General features: G+C 34.5%; 9 protein-coding genes. 5 read left to right on the top strand and 4 right to left on the bottom strand.

Translation table 11 applies throughout. The features are described from left to right. Positions 1 to 8 precede the first annotated feature (8 nt). A complete protein-coding gene (locus tag DM397_RS05435; protein WP_111376560.1) occupies positions 9 to 617 on the bottom strand; it encodes an RNA polymerase sigma factor in 609 nt (202 codons plus the stop codon). A gap of 758 nt (positions 618 to 1,375) precedes the next feature. Beyond that, complete coding sequence (locus tag DM397_RS05430) at positions 1,376 to 3,580, bottom strand: alpha-galactosidase (protein ID WP_111376559.1); 2,205 nt, start codon at positions 3,578 to 3,580, stop codon at positions 1,376 to 1,378. Between the two features lie 920 nt (positions 3,581 to 4,500). Between DM397_RS05430 and DM397_RS05425 the strand changes: the two genes are divergently transcribed. From DM397_RS05425 to bioB, 5 genes are all read left to right on the top strand, one after another. Further along, positions 4,501 to 7,695, top strand: coding sequence for a SusC/RagA family TonB-linked outer membrane protein (locus DM397_RS05425; protein ID WP_111376558.1), 3,195 nt, complete (start codon positions 4,501 to 4,503; stop codon positions 7,693 to 7,695). Positions 7,696 to 7,714: 19 nt separating this feature from the next. Beyond that, positions 7,715 to 9,415 carry a RagB/SusD family nutrient uptake outer membrane protein gene (locus tag DM397_RS05420; protein WP_142479117.1) on the top strand — a complete coding sequence of 567 codons (1,701 nt, stop codon included), beginning with the start codon at positions 7,715 to 7,717 and terminating at the stop codon, positions 9,413 to 9,415. A gap of 87 nt (positions 9,416 to 9,502) precedes the next feature. Next, on the top strand, positions 9,503 to 10,936 hold the full coding sequence (locus DM397_RS05415) for a hypothetical protein (RefSeq protein WP_111376556.1): 1,434 nt from the start codon (positions 9,503 to 9,505) through the stop codon (positions 10,934 to 10,936). Positions 10,937 to 10,992: 56 nt separating this feature from the next. After that, entirely contained in the window at positions 10,993 to 13,002 is a 2,010-nt protein-coding gene (locus DM397_RS05410) for a hypothetical protein (RefSeq protein ID WP_185957097.1), read from the top strand. Between the two features lie 1,037 nt (positions 13,003 to 14,039). Further along, positions 14,040 to 15,029 carry a biotin synthase BioB gene (gene bioB, locus DM397_RS05405; protein ID WP_111376554.1) on the top strand — a complete coding sequence of 330 codons (990 nt, stop codon included), beginning with the start codon at positions 14,040 to 14,042 and terminating at the stop codon, positions 15,027 to 15,029. A gap of 271 nt (positions 15,030 to 15,300) precedes the next feature. Here bioB and DM397_RS05400 read toward each other — a convergent pair whose 3' ends face one another. Next, positions 15,301 to 15,750, bottom strand: coding sequence for a hypothetical protein (locus DM397_RS05400; RefSeq protein WP_111376553.1), 450 nt, complete (start codon positions 15,748 to 15,750; stop codon positions 15,301 to 15,303). Positions 15,751 to 16,158: 408 nt separating this feature from the next. Next, the gene (locus DM397_RS05395) at positions 16,159 to 16,494 is read right to left on the bottom strand and encodes a hypothetical protein (RefSeq protein ID WP_142479118.1); all 336 of its coding nucleotides are present in this window, start codon (positions 16,492 to 16,494) and stop codon (positions 16,159 to 16,161) included. Positions 16,495 to 17,041: the final 547 nt, after the last annotated feature.

The raw sequence follows: 17,041 nt of genomic DNA, 5'->3' as shown, positions 1-17,041 counted from the left end.
TGAAAAAATTATGAAAAAAAATACATGGTGAATAAAACTAACATCAATAAATCGATATTATATTCTTTATGAAGATGGTTTCTAAGGAAGTTTAATGACTGTAATAAGTGCCAGCGCACCGTTCTGGTTGCAATACCAAGTTCTTTACTAATATAATCTGTATCTCTACCTTCCATTCGGCTTAACAAGAAAACAGAACGTCTTGGTTCCTGCAAAAGTGCGGCACCTTCGTTTATAATTTCAACCAATTCTTTAAACTCATACTGTTCATCGGGCTTAAAAAATAATTCTTGCAATTTTTCTCCCTTAAGCGAATCTGTTTCAACTAATTTTTTGCGAATGTGAGTAATAATCAAATTACGGCTCATGATAAAAAGATAATTATCAAAGCTGTTTACTTCAGCTAACTTTTCGCGTTTATTCCAAATTTGAAGAAAGACGTCTTGAGTTAATTCCTCAGCAATTGGATATGATTTTACAAAACTGAGCGCATGCTGCAATACTTTTTGCCAATATTTTTCGACAAGTTCTGTATACATCAATTCGTCACCAGCCGCTACTTTTGATAAAATAGCAGATTCATTTAGTAAAATCAATTGTGAGTGAATTTTAGCCACTGGGTAGTTACTTTTTATAAAATAAACAAATCTTAAATCAATATTCTCTAAGCTCAAATCCAGAAAGTGAGCAACTATTTTTTTTCAACTTTTTAACCTTGTAGTAGTAATTGCACTTTTTGTCTTAAAATAACATATTGGCAATCCACTAAATTCAATTATTAATAATCATTTTACACATCATCAATTATAATTCAATAATCTATATGTAAAATTTTATAATTAATAAATATTATCATCATTTAGCACCAAATGTATATATTATGTTTTAATAAAAAAAAGAAAAACACAAAAAATGTGCTCGAACACATTTTTTTTATCGCTACCAAAAAAGTAAACTGTTTTAGAAAATTGACGAATTGTCCTAATCATTTTTAAATCTGCCTGAAAAATCTTAACGTAAAAATATTTCACGCAGATTGAGCCGATTAAATTAGATTTTTAATATAATAAGATTTCGTTCCAATTTTCCGTAGAGACGCACTCCAGCGCTTCTAACGTATTGTGGATATACGTTGCGTAGACGCACTGCGATTCGTCTCTGCAGATTAAAAATAAATCTGTCTACATCTGCCAAAATCATTTTAATCCCGATAGCTATCGGGAGCGTGAAAAATCTAGACGTAAAAATATTTCACGCAGATTAAGCAGATTAACTTAGATTTTCCTTAAATGAACCTGTCTAAAAATAAATCAGCTGCTTAATCTCATTATCTTAAACGAGATCAAACAGCTGATTTTATTTTAGAAAAAAAATCTTAATTTGCAGATACTGCTGTGATTTCAAGTACTACACTTGATTCTACTTTCGAAGAGGAAACTTTTAAACCTACATTCATCAAATAATCTCCTGTAAAAGATTCTCCCGATTCTTGCAAGGTTTTCTTTGCCTCAGGCATTAAATTAATTTCTTCTACTTTATAGGTTTTATTGGCATCTAAACCTTGAAAACGAACCAAATTATATTGCGGATCATAAAGCGGATGAAGCGTATATGAAAATAAAACGGCTTTGTCTTTTGATTCGTCAACATACATAAGTACGGCGCGGCTGTCTTCGTAAGGAGAAACCATTCGGTAAATATCTCCATGCCAGATTACAGAACTTAATCTTTTATAATTTGCAACTGCATCTTGAGTATATTTTAATTCTTTTTCTTTCAGCTCTTTGATATTAATATCAAAACCTAATTTACCCATCATGGCAACATCTGTTTTGAATTTAATAGACTGATTTCCCCATGATGTTACGTGATTACAAATCGAAAAAGCTGGAAAAAACTGCGAGAAGCCCCACTGAATAAATACTCTGTTGTAAGGATCGGTATTGTCACTTGCCCAAAACTCTGTAAAATATTTTAAGAAAGCATAATCTGTTCTTCCACCTCCACCTGCGCAAAGCATCATTGGCAAATGCGGATATTTGGTTTTAATTCTTTCTAAAACTTTATACAAACCTCTGGTGTACTCAATAAATAAGTGCGATTGCTGATTTTTTAAATACGTAGAATATGCATTGGTCATCATACGGTTACAGTCCCATTTAAAAAATGCTACACCGCCATTTGTCTGCATAATATCGTCTACCGTTTTAAACACAAAATCCTGCACTTTAGGATTTGATAAATCTAAAACCAATTGCGTACGATAGTAGCTTTCTGCTCTATTTGGCAATTTTAAAACCCAATCTGGATGTTTTTCATACAATTCACTTTTCGGATTTACCATTTCTGGTTCAATCCAGATTCCGAATTTAACTCCTGTTTTTTCTGCTTGTTGCATTAGAAACCCTAAACCATTTGGCAATTTTGTTTTAGTTGCCTCCCAATCTCCTAAACCAGATTTATCTCCGCTTCTTGGGTACTTATTTCCAAACCACCCATCGTCTAATAAAAACATATCAACGCCCAATGTTTTAGAGTCTTCAAACATATCAGTCAATTTCTTTTCATCAAAATTAAAAAAAGTAGTTTCCCAATTGTTCAATAAAGTCAAACGAGATTTATCACCATCTTTTACGCCATAGTTTTTTGCCCATGAATGCAAATTTCTACTTGCTTGTCCTTTTCCTTTGTTCGAAAAAGTATAAATAAACGACGGTGTTGTAAATACTTCACCCGGCTGAAGACTATATTCTGAAGCAAACGGGTTTATTCCAGAGCTTATTCTCAGTGATTTTTTGTTATCCAGTTCAAAAGTAAATTTAAAATTTCCCGACCAGGCAATAGTTCCTGCAACAAGCTCTCCAGTATTTTCTTTAGCCTTATCATTCAATGCTAAAAAGAAAACTGGCGTTTGGTACATATTGGTTCTCACACCTAATTTAGAATCAATTACTTTGGCTCCACTCGTTAATTCGCTTTCCTCCATTCTAACCTCTTTTGCCCAATCACCATGAAACTGAGTCAACCAATATTTATCTGCATCAAAATGCAGCATAGACGAGGCATAGTTGTACAACGTTACTGGTTTCTTTTCACGATGTACAATCTCTGTCCATTGTTCAATAACATTTTCTTTGTAAAAAGACTTATAGTGAAGCGTAACTTCTACAGGATAAACTGGATCTTTCATTTTTATGCTAGTTTCACTCGTATTACCATCAATCTTAGTGGTCTGATGACTTACATAAATCAGCTCCAAAGCAGGATTCCCATCATTATGCGTCATTCTTATAGCCGATTCGAATAAATTATCGGTTCCGTAAGTTGGATACGCCTGATGCCTTAGATTCAGCAATGGATTTCCGTCGTTTATAACAAACGTTCTTTCGGTTTCTTTAGAAAGCACATTATATGCTGAAGCTTCAAGTTTTGTCCCTAAATAAGACTGGTAAAGCAATCCGTTTTTTGCTACTTTTAAGATTAATGCCGTATTCTGGGTTTCTATAGCAATAGGATCATTTTGTGCATTAGTCTTCCAAAATAAAGTAGTCAGAACTAATAGGAATAGTACTTTTTTCATAAAATTTTAATTAACAATAGTGAATGTTCTTTTATGGAAGATTCTAAAAGAGGCCAATAACAATCTTTTCAGATTAGAATTGTATTCCTTTTGAAACTCCGTGCTTCACATTTATCAATAAAACCCACGAGAAAAAATTCATTTTCTTATACCAATAGAGGAACATATATGGCACAATTCATAAGAAAAATGGTTTTGAGCTCTAATACCATTTTTAAATTATGAAGAAATGAAATTCAAAAGTAGCATAAATATAATTAAATCCAATATTTCTCTTTACTCTTTTCTTTTTTTAAGATTTTATCCGAAACATTTTAAAAAGAGACTTTTATCATTTTTTTATCACTTTTTATAGATAATGATATTTTATTACCTGAAAAACGTCTTTAATACCAAAACACCAACAAACATAAGCAGGTTTACTCTTACATATTAGCCAAAAAACGTCGACTGGTATGGTTAGAAATACAAAAGCCAGAAAAAAAAACAAAATTAAACTGTTAAAAAATTTCTGATACTATATTACCCACTTTAAAAACAAAATCGACTGTTTTTACGACAAAAATTTGCACTCCGTTTTCAAAAAAAGGAATTTAAAAATAAAATTTGCTGCAAAAAATAAGAAAAAATCTACGTATTTACAAAGACTTTGGTTGGTTGAGTTTTATGCATATATTATCCACTTTATTTTTCATATTACCTTAAATACATCTTGTTTTTTGCATATATCGCAAAAAAACTGGTAGGTACTGGTATGTGTTGATTTAGAAACATTTATACTTTTGGATTTCACATTTATCTCTTTTCCCATAAACAATCTGCAGGAGCTCAAGGCATTTTGTTTCTTCAAAAAATGAAAAAAGATAAAAAACGGACCACGAGAGAATAAATTACTAACTAACAAAAACCAACAACAAAACATGATTTTATTAACCAAACAAAAACCAACAAAAGATTGGCTTTCTTCTGAGAGATGGAAGATTACCAAACTAACATCGGGAGCCTTATTGGCACTTACTTTACAAACTTCTTTTGCGGCAGAGTTAAAAGAGAATAAATTCTCTAACAAACTGACTACTAATTCAGCTCTGACGAATAACAAAAGTGTATCATTTGCCTTCGAAAAGCTAATAAAAGGAAAAGTAACTGGCTCACAAGGAGAACCGCTTCCGGGGGTAAACATTTTGGTAAAAGGAACAAAAATTACAGCTGTAACAGACTTTGATGGTAATTTTACTATCGAAGTTCCCGATTCCAGCAGTATTCTTGTGTTTTCTTATACTGGATTTTTAACTAAAGAAATTCCTGCCGATCAAGCGATAAGTGTTCAGCTTGAAGAGCAGAACCAAACGCTGAACGAAGTTGTTGTCGTTGGGTACGGAACACAGAAAAAAGCTTCTACAACAGGAGCAATTGCATCGATTAAAGGAGGTGTTTTAACTCAGAATGCATCTGCAAACGTATCAAACGGAATCGCTGGACGTATGTCTGGAGTAATTGCCAATAACCGTTCTGGAAGACCTGGTGATGACAGTTCAAGTCTTTTAATTAGAGGTTTCAACTCATTTGGTGGAGGTACAAGTCCGCTTGTAGTTGTTGATGGTATTCCTGACCGTGATTTGAACAGGATTAACCCTGATGATATTGAATCTGTGACGGTTCTAAAAGATGCATCGGCAGCTATTTATGGAGTACGTTCTGCAAATGGAGTAATTCTAGTTACCACAAAAAGAGGTAAAATTGGCGCTCCAACAATCAAAGTTGACGGATCTTATGGCGTTCAGCAATTAACGAGAATGAGCGAAAGAGTTAATTCGTGGGAATACATGACGTATTACAACGAACTTAATGCTCATAAAGGGAGTACGCTTCCTTATACTCAGGCAGAAATTGACAAGTACAAAGCTGGAAACGATCCAAACTATACCAGTACAGACTGGATGAAACAAGTTTATAGAAAAGATGCTCCACAGGCCAACCTTTCTCTTTCTGTAAATGGAGGTAATGAACAGGTAAAATACTTCTTTTCTGGACAATATTTAAATCAGGAAAGTAACCTTAGATATAGTGACGAGAGATACAGACAGTTCAATTTAAGATCAAATATTGATGTCAACATCACTTCAAACTTTAAGGTAAACTTAGATATCGCTACTCGTAAAGAAGACAGAAACTATCCAGCAGTAAGTATTGGAAGCATCATGCACGAAACGGTTAGTATGTATCCTTTTATTCCTGCATATTGGAAAAACGGACTTCCGTCATCAGGTATTACAAATGGTAGAAACCCAATTTTAATGTCTTCTTCGTCAGCAGGTTATGACAAAGTGATTAACTTAATTGTAAATCCTAAAATCGGTTTTGAGTTAAAATTGCCTAGAATCACTGAAGGATTATCGCTTAGCGGATATGCAGCATTTGACTATAATGTACGCAGTGAAAAGAAATTCACAAAACCTTGGGACGCTTACTCGTATGACAAAACCAATGATAGCTATAATAACGTAAAAAATAGCACCAGCATAATAAGTGTAATGCAGGATGAGCAGATAGCAAATCAAAATACATATTTCGCAAAATTAGCGTACGATCGTAAATTCGACAAACACTCTGTAAATGCTTTTGTAGGATATGAGCAAACTACGACAGACAAAACGGAAACGTATGCTTATAGAAGAGATTTATTGAGTGATCAATTGGATCAGATTTTTACCGGAAGCACTAAAGGACAAAATGCTACTGGCGGCGCTTATCAAGACGGACGTGAGAGTTTCCTTGGAAGAGTAGCTTACAATTTTGATGATAAATATTTTGCAGAAGTTACTGCGCGTTACAACGGATCATTCAACTTCCCTTCTTCAACTCGTTGGGGTATGTTCCCATCTATAAGTGCGGGTTGGAAAATCTCTGAAGAATCTTTCTTCAAAAACAATATTAAAGGATTTGATTTACTAAAAATAAGAGCTTCTTGGGGAAAAATGGGTAATGATGATATGAGAGAAACTAACGGTGCATTAAACCAATATCTTTTCTTAACAAGATACCAGCTAACAACAGATCAGCAGTTGTACAGCTATTTTGGATCAGATTATACCTTAAACAACAGCATTTATCTTTCTTCTACTCCAAACCCAAATATTACTTGGGAAATACAAGATTCTAAAAACATTGGTTTTGATTTTGGATTCTTTGGAAATAAGTTAACAGCGACTTTTGACTATTTCAGCAATAAAAGATCTGACATCTTAGCGGCAAGAAACGCTTCTGTGCCTTTGTACACAGGGTTATCTCTTCCAAAAGAAAATATTGGAAAAACCGTAAACAGAGGAACTGACTGGTCTGTTAATTATGCAGATAATATCAATAGTTTTAAATATAGTGTTGGTTTTAATTTTACTTATGCTCAAAGTGAAGTATTGTTTCGTGATGAAGCATCGAACATTCCAGCTTGGCAAAAATCAACTGGAAGAGCAATCGATTCTTGGTTAGTTTATCAAACAAACGGAATTTACCGCACTCAAGCCGAAGTTGACAATTCTCCACACTTTGAAGGAGCAAAACCAGGTGATCTTTGGGTAAAAGATACGGACGGTGACGGAAACATCACTTCTAATGATAAAGTGAGAATTCCAGAATCTGCAACTCCAAAAATTGCTTACGGTATTCCAATTAGAGCTGAATACAAAGGTTTTTCTGTAGACATGCTTTGGACAGGTCAGGCAAAAGCTAGACAAATGATTCTTCCGCAAGCTCAAGGAGCTATCGTAGCGCCACCAAGATGGTTATACGAAGACAGATATACTGCTGATAATCCAAATTCTAAATATCCTGTTGCCTTCAATGATTCTGATCCAAGAAACAATATTGATGCCGATTTTTGGTTAAAAGATGCTTCTTTCTTCAGATTAAAATCTTTAGAAGTTTCTTATACATTACCTGAAAAACTTCTATCACGATTCGGAATATTAAATACAAGATTTTATGCAGGAGGAACTAATTTGTTCTCTATTGACCATATGAAACAATACAATTTAGATCCTGAAACAAACAATAAAACAGGTGTAATTTATCCACAAACACGTATTTACAGAATCGGTGTAAGCATTGAATTATAACAAGGTAAAAGAACAAGACATGAAAAATTATAAAATCAATAAACTAATAAATATAAAAAAGAAAGCAGTAATGGCTGCTGCTCTTTTTATCGCTGTTGCTGCTGTAACATCCTGTAGTGAAGATCCTTTAGATAAAGCGCCTTTGGATTCTTATACAGATGAAAATGTGTGGAATGACTTAAAACTTACAGAAGCTTTCGCTAATAATCTATATACAGTTTTACCAAGTACGCAGCACAATTGGAATGATAGAACAAACCGAAGCTGGATTTTATCTACTGCCTGTGATGAAGCCTTTAATAATTTTAACGATTATGATGTGTGGAATCTTAATTCTGGAGCACTAACTCCAGACAACGCAGGAGATTTTAATACATGGAAACCTACCTATGCTACCATTCAAAATTGCAATATCTTTTTGTCCCGAATTGATAACGTGCCTGGAGACGAAGCTTGGAGAAATAGATTAAAAGGTGAAGTGCTTTTCTTAAGAGCTTACGCTTATTTCAAATTAATTAGTGATTACGGAGGAGTTCCTCTTGTTACTGTGCCTTTTGACTTAAACAGTAATTTTAAAGTAGACCGCAGTTCTTATGATCAATGTGCTGATTTTGTGGTTGGAGAATTAGACAAAGCTGCTGAATTGCTTCCATTAACAGCTAAAGATCTTGGAAGAGTGACAAAAGGCGCCGCTCTTGCTATAAAATCAAGAATGTTACTTTATGCAGCAAGTCCGCAATGGAATCCTTCTAATGATCTGACAAAATGGAAAAAAGCATCAGATGCTGCAAAAGCAGTTATGGATTTAAATATGTATTCGCTATACGACAAAAAGTACGAAGATCTTTTTACTACCAACAATTCAGAAGTGATCTTCTCTCGTTTGTCTAGTAAAGACCCTCAATGGAGTGCTTTTAATGGTGTAGAAATGTTTAATTCGCCAAGCGGTTTCCACGGATGGGCAAATTTTGCTCCAAGCCAAAGCCATATTGATGCTTACGGAACAGCTGACGGAAAAGACATTACAGATCCAACGTCTGGTTATGATCCTCAGAAACCTTATGTAAACAGAGATCCACGTTTTTACAAAAATATCGTTTACGACGGACGTGCTTATGGAAAACCTGAGTTCTTTCAAGATCGTTATGATGCAGGAAGCTCAAATAAAGCTGAGTTCTACGAAGGAGGTTTAGATTCTCCTCAAGGATGGGATACTTGGAATGCTAGTAAAACGCGTTATACTTTCCGTAAATATTGTGATACAACATACAATTACAATAATGAAACGCAGACTAATAAAGCTTGGATTATTTCTCGTTTAGGAGAAATCTATTTGAACTATGCTGAATCAGAATTTAAATTGGGGCATGAAGGAACTGCCATTCAATATTTAAACTTATTAAGACAACGCGCAGGAATTACAAATCCTTTGACTGGCTTAACTGGAACAGCTTTAGAGAATAAAATTCGCAACGAAAGACAAGTTGAATTATGTCTTGAAGGTTTCCGTTACTACGATGTGCGTCGTTGGAAAATAGCCGAAGAAACTGAAAATAAACCTTTAATGGGCGTAATTATTACCAAAAACAGTGATGGTTCTAAAACTTACACCTATTCTAAAGTTCAGGAAAGGATTTTCAAACCACAACATTATCTGCTCCCTATTCCGAGAGACGAGACTAATAGAACAGGTTTACCCCAGAACCCAGGTTATAATTAAAAACTATAATCAATTAAGCAAACCCATCTAAGGGCGATGGGTTTGCTTTAAAATGTATTTACATCAATCCAAATCGAAAATAGCTTTATGAAAAATCATTTTTTAGTTCTACTGGCCAATTGCTGTTTCTTTTTGCACGCATATAGTCAAGAAACCGTTACTTTTAAATCTTCAGATCCAGCACTTCAGCTGGCTTTTGAGCGTGCCAAAAGTATGGCGTTGAGCTATAAAGGAGATTCGAATGATCCTGTTGGGCCTTGGTATGAAGCGGCTCTGCCTTCTCGATCTGCATTTTGCATGCGCGATGTATCTCATCAGAGCATTGGCGCAGAAATCCTTGGACTTAGTAAGGAAAACAAAAATATGCTTTCGCTATTTGCTAAAAACATTTCAGAAAGTAAGGATTGGTGTTCTTACTGGGAAATTAATAAATATGGAAAACCAGCTCCTGAAGATTACAGAAGCGATAAAGAATTCTGGTACAATCTCAACAGCAATTTTGATGTCATATTTGCCTGCTGGAGATTGTATTTATGGACAGGCGACGAAGATTATATCAAAAATCCTGAGTTTGAAAATTTCTTCGAAAAATCTTCAACAGCATATATAGAACGTTGGGTTTTACAAGCCGATTCTCTACTAACAAGACCAGAATTTGTAAACTCTCCTGCTCCATTCAATATAAAAGACGATTTTCATAAATGTCGAGGTTTGGCTTCTTATTCTGAAGGCATTCCAGGCTTAAAAATGGGGGTAGATTTGGTTGCAGCCATTTATAGAGGATTGCTTACCTATTCTTCTATTTTAAAAGAAAAAGGGCAATTTGAAAAAGCAGCTTTCTTTGAGAAAAAAGCAATACAATACCAAGAACAGATAGAACAAATCTGGTGGGATCAAAACGCTTCGGCTTATAATGTAATTTATACCACCGACGGTAAATTCAGCAAAGATTTTGGAGAACTATTTTTATTATGGTTTGATGCTTTAACAAATAAAGACAGAACTGAAAAAACAATTAAGAACATTCTTTCTTCCAAAAGCAATGTAGAAAACGCCTCTTATCTCCCTTTTTTATTATATAAATATGGTTACGAAGACAAAGCATACGAATACATTTTACACTTAACAGCCCTTGAAACCAAAAGAAGAGAATATCCAGAAGTTTCATACGGCGTAATTGAAGGCATCATACATGGTTATATGGGAATAGAGCCAGATGCATCAAAAAAAACAATAACAACAGTAAATCGAGGAAAAAAAGATAGCATTTCTGAGGTCGACAATTTACCCGTGTTACAGACAACATTAGCTGTAAAACACAAAAACCAAACAACAACACTACACAACAAAGGCGAAAAATTTATAGAATGGAAAGCTATGTTTACTGGAAATTACAATTCCATTTTTATAAATGATAAAAAAGCTGCCGTAATTCATGAAAAGGACAACAAGGGAAATCCCTACACTGCTATTACAATTCGTGTGAATCCTGGCCAGAAAATAACGGCAGCCTCTCGCTAAAACAACTCGTTCAATGTACTACTAATACAATGGACACAATTTAAAATTAAAACGCTATGAAGATATCTTCTAGAAAAAAACTTAAACCAATTTTGTTTGTCCTTATTGCTTTATGCTTTATGGCAAATACAGCATTTTCGCAGGAAGACCAACGTTGGCAAATTAATACCGACGGTTCTATTTCTTGGCAAATAAACAGTACAATTCCGCATGATGATCATATCGAAATGAGCGGTAAAAGAATCTCTTGCGTTCTGAGATATGGCGTCGCGGCTGATGGTTCATTTCATGCTACACGCAGTTTAGTCTGGCCAATGCTGAGAACCATTCCGAATAATACGCATGCGAGTTTAACGCGTCAGTTTGCGCAGGATGCTTTTGATCTTGTTACAGTAAATTACAAACCAATTCCAGCAGAAAAAACAGTTTCTTTAACCTTAAACGGAACATTATTGGTGAAAAGCAAGACAGACAAACTTGAACTTACAAGACAGTTTTTTCCTTCTACAGCTTTATCCGTTTATAATGAAATCTATACCATTAAAAACAGCTCTGATAAAAACTGTATTGTAGAAATTCCAAAATCGAATGCGGTTTATGCCACAGATCCAGCAAAGGGAACTGAAGGTAGTTACAGTATTCATGCAGATCTTATTAATAACGGAAGTTTTAATCTGAAACCAAATGAAACGGTTAGTTTTTCTGTTATCTATTCAGGTGTGAAAGCAAACGAAACAGTTCCTGCTGTAAATGCCGAAGAAGAAAAAAACAAACGTTTAGAATTGATCAGTGAAATATGGAGTAAATTGATTTTGGAAACGCCAGATCAGGTTTTGAATACCGAATTTGCTTTCGCGAAAATAAGAGCAGCAGAAAGTATTTTTGAAACCAAAGGCGGTCCAATGCATGGGCCTGGCGGAGAATCGTATTACGCTGCTATTTGGGCAAATGATCAGGCGGAATATATTGGTCCGTTTTTTCCATATTTAGGTTACGAATATGGAAATGAAGCTTCGTTAAATGCCTATCTACAATTCGCAAAATTCATGAACAAAGATTACAAACCTATTCCGAGTTCTATAGTTGCTGAAGGAACAGATATTTGGGCAGGCGCAGGAGATCGCGGAGATGGTGCTATGATTGCTTATGGAGCTGCACGTTATGCGCTTTCGAGAGGAAATGTAGATGAAGCAAAACAATTATGGCCATTAATTGAATGGTGCTTAGAATATTGCCGCAGAAAAATAAATGCTGACGGCGTAGTGGCTTCAGATTCTGATGAGCTAGAAGGACGTCTTCCTGCAGGAAAAGCCAATCTTAATACTTCTTCTTTATATTATGACGCCTTAAATTCTGCTGTTTACCTAGGTAAAGTTTTAGAAAAAAACGAAACACAGCTTAAAGCATATAAAGCCGAAGCTGAAAAGCTAAGAACGGCTATCGAAAAGTATTTTGGAGCTAAAGTGGAAGGTTTTGAAACTTATAAATATTACAAAGAAAATGATGTTTTAAGAGCTTGGATTTGTACCCCGCTTACCATGGGCATTTATGACCGAAAAGATGGAACAATAGACGCATTATTTTCTTCGAGATTATGGACTAAAGATGGTCTTGCAAGTGTTGCCGGCGATAAAATATTCTGGGATCGTTCTACTTTGTATGCTTTAAGAGGAGTTCTTGCAGCTGGCGAAACAGATAAAGCACTCGATTTCTTGCATTATTATTCTAACCGACGTCTACTGGGTGATCACGTTCCTTATCCTGTAGAAGCCTATCCAGAAGGCGACCAGCGTCATCTTTCGGCTGAAAGCGGTTTGTATTGCCGAATTTTTACAGAAGGTTTGTTTGGTATTCGTCCGACAGGCTTGCACAGTTTCGATTTTACGCCAAGACTTCCTAAATCTTGGTCTACTATGAAATTAAAGCGTATTCATGCTTTTGAACGTGATTTTGATATTACAGTTGAAAGAGCCGGCAAAAATCTAAAGTTAAAAATAACTGATGGAAAAAAGCTAACAATCAACAAGGTTATTAAAGATGGTAATACCATAAATATTAAGTTATAATTTTTTTTTTTGAATTATTGTTTTTTGATGCAAACCTCCAAAATATACTTGGAGGTTTGTTTTTTTAAATAGTTCTTTATGCAGATACAAATCTGCTAAATCTGCTAAATCTGCGAGAGCCATTTTTACTTTTTTTTCTCTCGCAGATTTAAACAGATCTACACAGATTAATTTATCCGCAAAGCATATCTGTAGAGACGCACCGCAGTGCGTCTACGCCCAGTATATCAAGGAGATTTGTTTGTTATTATCAATAGATTTAAACAAAAAAATCTGCTAAATCTGCTAAATCTGCGAGAGATAATTTTACCTATAGAATTTTTCTCTCGCAGATTTAAACAGATCTACATAGATTAATTTATACATAAAGCATATCTGCAGAGACGCACCGCTGTGCGTCTACGCCCAGTATATCTAGGAGATTTGTTTGTTACTATCAATAGATTTAAACAAAAAAAATCTGCTAAATCTGCGAGATCTGCGGGAGATAATTTTACCTATAGAATTTTTCTCTCGCAGAATTAAACAGATCTACACAGATTAATTTATCCACAAAGCATATCTGTAGAGACGCACCGCAGTGCGTCTACGCCCAATATCAAGGAGATTTGTTTGTTATTATCAATAGATTTAAACAAAAAAATCTGCTAAATCTGCGAGATCTGCGAGAGATAATTTTACCTATAGAATTTTTCTCTCGCAGAATTAAACAGATCCACACAGATTAATTTATACACAAAGCATATCTGTAGAGACGCACCGCAGTGCGTCTACACCCAGTATATCAAGGAGATTTGTTTGTTATTATCAATAGATCTAAACAAAAAAATCTGCTAAATCTGCGAGATCTGCGAGAGATAATTTTACCTATAGAATTTTTCTTTCGCAGATTCTACGTATAAAATATATCCGTAGAAATACATAAATTTTGATAGACTATTTTTAACCGGTCTACCCAAAATATAAAAAGTGGTACATTTTGATGATACAGTAAAATAATACATTTGATCCAAAATCATTAAAGCATATCAAAATAAATGAACACTCAAATTAGACACGACTGGAAAAAAGAAGAAATTCAAGCTATCTACGATCAGCCTCTTTTAGAATTGGTTTATCAGGCAGCAACTGTACATAGAGAATGGCACAAACCTTCAGAAATACAGGTTTGCACATTGCTTTCTGTAAAAACAGGCGGTTGTCCAGAAGACTGTTCATATTGCGGACAAGCAGCGCGTTATCATACCGATATCAAAGTGCAGGCGCTACTTCCGACAGAAAAAGTATTAGAACATGCGCAAAAAGCGAAAGATGGCGGTTCTTCTCGTTTTTGTATGGCTGCCGCTTGGCGCGAAGTTCGTGATAACAAAGATTTTGACCGTGTTATTGAAATGGTAAAAGGTGTAAACGATCTTGGTTTAGAAGTTTGTTGCACACTAGGAATGCTTACCGAAGAACAAGCGGTGCGTCTTCAAGAAGCAGGTTTGTATGCTTACAACCATAATTTGGATACATCTGAAAGTTATTATGATGAAATAATAAGCACGCGTAAGTTTGACCAACGTCTTGACACTATCAACAACGTCAGAAAAGCAGGAATCACGGTTTGTTCGGGCGGAATCATTGGTCTTGGAGAATCTAATGGCGATAGAGTTTCTATGCTATTAACCTTAGCAACCATGCCTGTACACCCTGAATCTGTTCCAGTAAATGCCTTGGCAAGAGTAAAAGGAACGCCTTTAGAAAACAATCCGAAAGTGCCTATTTGGGATATGGTTCGAATGATAGCTACAGCGCGTATTGTTATGCCTGCTTCTATTGTTCGTTTAAGCGCCGGACGGATCGAAATGACCGAAGAAGAACAAGCCTGGTGTTTTATGGCAGGCGCCAATTCTATCTTTACAGGAGAGCGCGAAACTTTATTGGTAACACCAAATCCAGGACTTTCAGAAGACATGCAAATGTTTCAAAATCTTGGACTTAAGCCTTTGGTAAAAGAAAATAAAAGCGCTTGTTCGATAGTCTAAAACAAATTTTTATCACCCTTTATAGCCCGTAAAACTGCACAATTTTGAAAGCTTTCAGAATCGTGCAGTTTTTTTTTTGTAAAAAACTTTTCTTTTGCTGCGCAAATGTGATTTTCGCAGCTTTTCAGTTGAACTCTTCGGAGAGCGGGGGTTTAATTTTTATGCGATATTAATATAAACATCTGATTTTCTGTAAATGTTAGAGGCAATAATTAACCACCAACACATCTGATACATTACCCTGATACATTACCCTGATACATTACCATAACTATTTAGGTAAAATTTTGTAAAAGAAAGTAAAGTCTAACTTCCTATTTACTACCTTATTGTTATCATTCTTATTTTCAAATTCATAATTACCCCCTTTGAAAATAGAATCAATTCTTCTTGAATATTCTTCTTTTACTTTCCTCTGAAATTTATTTAGCTTACTTTTTTTAGAATAAAGATAAGAAAAATTAGTAGAACAGCCCGAGGAAGCCTTAGGAGTAATAAATTTTAAAACAATAATCTCCGTTTTCAAAGGCACAAGAGTTATTGAATCTTTAAAATAAACCCTAATAACTCCTTTTACTTCAACTACTTCTTTGATTTTTTTGTCATATAGGATTTTCTCATGATTATTAAACTTAACATTTGAATTTGATTGCCCTATGCAACTTATGTTACACAATAACATAAGTATCGTAATTATTAAGATTGATTTCCTTATTTTCATATACTAGATTATTCTATTAGTGGATAAAATCCCCCGCTCCGCAAAGTGTTCTTCACTAGCGCTGCGCAAATGTCTCCGACTTTGCGCCTTTCAAACAAATGTACTTAAAAACATACACGTTCTTAAAGTCTCTGACTTTAAAACAAAAAATTCCTAATGAAAAAATTCTAACAAGGTATGAACGGAAAAAGTCGGAGACTTTTGTGAGGTATCAAAATTCTAATAACTACAAAAAAAATTACGCAAAGTCAGAGACATTTGTGCAGCTTTTCATAAGGAACTCTTCGGAAAGCAGGGCGATAATACTCATCCTTTACCAAATTATTTTCAACAATTATTCTTTTTCAATACGCTAGAAATACAAAAATCTCATATCACTAGCCCTTAAATACCATCCTATTTTTCCTTTTAATAGTCTTCTACAAATTGTTTTGCTTGATTACGTTCAGGATTATCAGGAAGATATATTATATCAATACTATCAGATATTTTTAAATTATCATTATCATAAAATCCTTCATAAAGATTATTATTTACTTTAAATCTATAAAAGCCTCTAATAGTTCCTTTAGACCCAACTCTTTTAACTTCGTATAAATAAGCTTTGGTTAGTTTACCGTTTTCTTTTAATTCAGAAACTCTAATTTCAGGTCTAATTCCTAAAAACCAAAACATCAATAAAATAATCACAATCCATATTAAACTATTTTTGTATCTATTTATAAGTTTCAATTTATTTTCCATTTGCTTTATCTTCTTTTCGTTTAACAGCTTCCGCAGTGCCACCAGCTACAGTTACCCCCCACGCTCCGCAAAGTGTTCTTCACTCTTCACTAGCGCTGCACAATCCCGAAAGCTTTCAGGACCGACTTTGTGCCAACTCAGTTTCTTTTAAGCGTAAATATCTAAAAGTTTTTTCTTTTAAAACTAAATCCAATACCAATTAAATACATTTATTCATTTTGATTTTTATGTCTTCTGCTCATTTAAAATCCCCTGCTCCGCAAAGTGTTCTTCACTAGCGCTGCGCAAATGTCTCCGACTTTGCGCTTTTTTATGCAACAGTCCATTAAACCGTTCACTTCTAAAAGTCTCCGACTTTATTCAAAATTACTAATAAAGATTATCACGAAAAACAGATTTTAAATTCAAAACATCTACAATTGGATTATCTGCTATTTCTATATTTAACAATCCTTGATCATTAATATAATTGCTTGCACTTGAATAAATATATTCTGATGCTCGATTCACATAGCCTGCCCTTACAGGATTTAAATGTATATAATCC

Source organism: Flavobacterium nitrogenifigens (assembly GCF_003254565.1).
GTDB lineage: Bacteria > Bacteroidota > Bacteroidia > Flavobacteriales > Flavobacteriaceae > Flavobacterium > Flavobacterium nitrogenifigens.
This window is presented reverse-complemented; position numbering and strand designations above follow the sequence as displayed.

Bases quoted from the DNA above. Each gene is read 5' to 3' on its own strand.
- DM397_RS05430 (WP_111376559.1), bottom strand. From the start codon at position 3,580: ATGAAAAAAGTACTATTCCTATTAGTTCTGACTACTTTATTTTGGAAG.
- DM397_RS05425 (WP_111376558.1), top strand. From the start codon at position 4,501: ATGATTTTATTAACCAAACAAAAACCAACAAAAGATTGGCTTTCTTCT.
- DM397_RS05420 (WP_142479117.1), top strand. From the start codon at position 7,715: ATGAAAAATTATAAAATCAATAAACTAATAAATATAAAAAAGAAAGCA.
- DM397_RS05415 (WP_111376556.1), top strand. From the start codon at position 9,503: ATGAAAAATCATTTTTTAGTTCTACTGGCCAATTGCTGTTTCTTTTTG.
- DM397_RS05410 (WP_185957097.1), top strand. From the start codon at position 10,993: ATGAAGATATCTTCTAGAAAAAAACTTAAACCAATTTTGTTTGTCCTT.
- bioB (WP_111376554.1), top strand. From the start codon at position 14,040: ATGAACACTCAAATTAGACACGACTGGAAAAAAGAAGAAATTCAAGCT.
- DM397_RS05400 (WP_111376553.1), bottom strand. From the start codon at position 15,750: ATGAAAATAAGGAAATCAATCTTAATAATTACGATACTTATGTTATTG.
- DM397_RS05395 (WP_142479118.1), bottom strand. From the start codon at position 16,494: ATGGAAAATAAATTGAAACTTATAAATAGATACAAAAATAGTTTAATA.